The sequence below is a fragment of the Desulfosporosinus sp. I2 genome (genome assembly GCF_000960765.1).
Classification (GTDB): domain Bacteria; phylum Bacillota; class Desulfitobacteriia; order Desulfitobacteriales; family Desulfitobacteriaceae; genus Desulfosporosinus.
In genome coordinates this window covers 1-2,858 of the sequence record NZ_JYNH01000246.1, presented here as the reverse complement: position 1 = coordinate 2,858, position 2,858 = coordinate 1, and the positions used below count along the sequence as shown (strand labels likewise).

Annotated in this window: 5 protein-coding genes and 2 pseudogenes; 2 read left to right on the top strand and 5 right to left on the bottom strand. The window is 38.3% G+C overall.

Annotation, left to right across the window (positions count from 1 at the left end):
• Both UF75_RS25230 and UF75_RS25225 read right to left on the bottom strand, forming a co-directional pair.
• Window positions 1–211, bottom strand: a pseudogene (locus UF75_RS25230) (ABC transporter permease); the annotation flags it as partial.
• A gap of 538 nt (window positions 212–749) precedes the next feature.
• Complete coding sequence (locus UF75_RS25225; RefSeq protein WP_045577270.1) at window positions 750–986, bottom strand: hypothetical protein; 237 nt, start codon at window positions 984–986, stop codon at window positions 750–752.
• Here UF75_RS25225 and UF75_RS27810 point away from each other — a divergent pair.
• Both UF75_RS27810 and UF75_RS25220 read left to right on the top strand, forming a co-directional pair.
• Complete coding sequence (locus tag UF75_RS27810) at window positions 945–1,121, top strand: hypothetical protein (protein WP_242860429.1); 177 nt, start codon at window positions 945–947, stop codon at window positions 1,119–1,121. The two genes, UF75_RS25225 and UF75_RS27810, sit on opposite strands and share 42 nt — an antisense overlap.
• Window positions 1,120–1,438, top strand: a pseudogene (locus UF75_RS25220) (MBL fold metallo-hydrolase); the annotation flags it as partial. The gene UF75_RS27810 and the pseudogene UF75_RS25220, both read left to right, overlap by 2 nt.
• 202 nt (window positions 1,439–1,640) lie before the next feature.
• On the opposite strand, the gene UF75_RS25215 reads toward UF75_RS25220, so the two are convergent.
• From UF75_RS25215 to UF75_RS25205, 3 genes are all read right to left on the bottom strand, one after another.
• Window positions 1,641–2,024 carry a DUF302 domain-containing protein gene (locus tag UF75_RS25215; protein ID WP_045577269.1) on the bottom strand — a complete coding sequence of 128 codons (384 nt, stop codon included), beginning with the start codon at window positions 2,022–2,024 and terminating at the stop codon, window positions 1,641–1,643.
• 57 nt (window positions 2,025–2,081) lie between these two features.
• Window positions 2,082–2,291, bottom strand: a complete 210-nt coding sequence (locus tag UF75_RS25210; RefSeq protein ID WP_045577268.1) for a hypothetical protein — start codon at window positions 2,289–2,291, stop codon at window positions 2,082–2,084.
• Between the two features lie 131 nt (window positions 2,292–2,422).
• Window positions 2,423–2,858, bottom strand: a 436-nt coding sequence (locus tag UF75_RS25205) for an SPASM domain-containing protein (RefSeq protein WP_045577267.1), incomplete at its 5' end; no start/stop codon positions are given.

The window sequence follows — 2,858 nt, the reverse complement described above, 5'->3', positions numbered from 1 at the left end:
ACCCTACCAAAAGTAGGGGAACTGACCGTACTAAGGTCTCGGTTATGCCGTATTTGTCATGCACTGGACCTGAAAACATAACTTCATAAGCTTTAATAGGATCCGACTTGGCTAAAAGAAGAAATAATGCACCCACTAGTAATGCTCCGACCAGAGCAGCTAACAATACAAGAACTTGTTTTATGACCCCTCTGAATTTTAAGCTCAACACATACAACTCCATCCTGTTGGGAAATTCCATTATGTATAAACCTTATCCCCCCTTCTGCCAAGAAGAAAAGCCTCCTAGAGATAACCATCTCCAGAAAGCTCCATAGCCCATTATTGTACTAGTTATAGTATATTATCTATATCTAAAAAATACAATAAATTCTTAGAGTGGATTAATCTTCAAATTAATACTCGACTTCCTAGAATTGAATAATACAAAAAGGCCTCCTCAAAGATTGTTTTCAATCTTTAAGGAGCGCCTTTGCTCCATATTTGCTATTCATAAACTATCACTTTATCAGCCAATCAACAAGGGACAATTTAAAAGTATACAGTATAAATCATTAAAACCTATAATCTGTAAAAACATGGGTGCGACAAGCATTTTCGGGATCTTTTCGTTTTGGACTCCTATTACATGGACTTTTTACTTTATGATATATTTCTACCTTTTACCAGTAAGAAAAGCTTTTTTAGTCCCTTATGTTCTTTTATCTGTGGCCTTAAATTATTCGGTGTTGATCTGATTTCCTCCAGCTCTAAAGAGAGATAAGCTTGTTCTTAGTAGCTTCAAACATAAGCGCTAGTGAGTTAGCAGAGGGCCCCATGTATTCTCGACCCTTAATAAATAGTTTTTCAACTCGAATTTCTGTCAATTTTCCTTGAGTTACTTTTAGCGGATTTTTATCCAGCACAACAAAGTCAGCAATCTTGCCCTCAGTCAAAGTGCCTTTATGCAGGCAGGTTTTGTTTGCTACGAAGTCGGTTTTATCCAATCCAAGAATGTGATCAGTGTGGCTATTGAAAACATCCTCACTTTTGTCATCACCACCTTGGTTTATTGCTTTTTAGGTTTTGCGCTGATGTTCGGTCCCACTCATCTGGGTATTTTCGGCACCAACTACTGGTAATTTATTTTTTGGTGCCGACACAGGCTACACCGAACTGATTAAACAACAATTGAGTGGGGTTCCGATTGATTTAGCTATAATGGGTATTGGCGCCTACTCTCCAAAGTCTTTTGAGGCTAGACATGCTACGCCTGAACAAGCCTGGAAAATGGCCGAGGAAATCTCTGCGAAATGGATTATTCCTATGCATTGGGGAGCTTTCAACCTATCCGGAGAGCCCATGGAAGAACCCATTGCCCGTTCCGTCAGCGGCAGCAGGACAAATGGAAAAGGTTGCTATCCAAGAAACAGGGGTTACTTGGATACTACCAAGTTAATGTTTATCGAGCGAAGAGCGAAGAACGAAGACTTTATTCATCCCCACTTTTGCTTCTTTAACAATAAATAACAAGCGTCCCTCACTTTATAGTAGTGAAATGGACGCTTGTTAATTGTTCTAACCACTGATAATTTTGGGGACAGAGTTTTCACATACCCCCATGATCAGCAACTAATAGGATTACCCGGAGGTAAATGTCTTCAGTGACTTTGGTCAATGATATTAATAAGGATCTTTTCTACGTCTTCTGCAAAGGTCTTGATTTCCTCTTTGTTAAAAATACTTGCTAAACTAGTTGGCCGAATCGTGCTTATTAATGTTTTTCCTTCTGAAGAATAAACATTAATCTTACAAGGCATTAAGAGACTAACCACTAGATCGATGTCTAAAGCATTTGATGCAAATTTAGCATTACATACTTCTAATATCTTTAAGGGTTCAATTTTAAAGTTTTTCTCTGCAAGTGTTGCCTGGACGTCATGAATGTATAGTACGCGAAATCCGCTAGCCTTAGTTTGTTCTTCAACTGATTTCACAGCTTCATCAAACGATTTTGTCGTAGTTACCGTATAAATAGGTTCCATTATAGACACCCCTCATTAAATTTATTTAACTTTATTATTATCCATTAATTGATAACTTTATTGCTTAAGTTTCTCACGGAGTTCGGAAATGGATTGTTTCAAGGATTGGGTTTGTGCTTCATATTGTTTAACTTTACCGCCGCTGATATGAAGCCCTGTTTGCTTGAGAACAAAGCTTTTTTCCTCTTCTAATTCTTCTAATTCTTCCTCTAAAACTCTCAACCTACGTTCTAATTCTTCACTTTTTATCTTCGATAGATTTTCCATAATGATCGATAACCTCTCTTATAATAGTAATTCTTTATAATTAAATTTCTTTCTTAGCTCTTTTAGTGAACTCATTTGGAATCCTACTCCCATTAATAAGAAGTTGGATTCTTGGAAGGCATAATTTAATTTTAACCTATCTTCAGTAGATCCTCTCCATAGTAATTTAACCCAATCGTTAACAACTCCTTTATGGGGTGGCAATCCGGAGCCTGAACTTTACCTAGACGATCCTTGGCCACCGCACCGCACCCCCCACCACAGATTAAACTAACCTCACAATCCTGACATTCTGGGATTGTCAGCACACTGCGTTCCTGCCATTCTTTCACTTCGTTGGCTTCAAGTTGGAACACTGGAAAATACGTACCGAGTTTATATTGGTTTTGCCCCGTAGTTGCTGTACACCCATAAATATCGCCGTAGAGATCAAAGACCCATTCTGTCTTACAGGCTGGACAAGTATCATAAGAAGGCAGATAGAGTTCACCCGTCTGAACCAGGTGATTGATCCCCTTGAATTCAGGTTTATGAAACTTCTTTAATAAGGGATATTTCTCCGCCAAC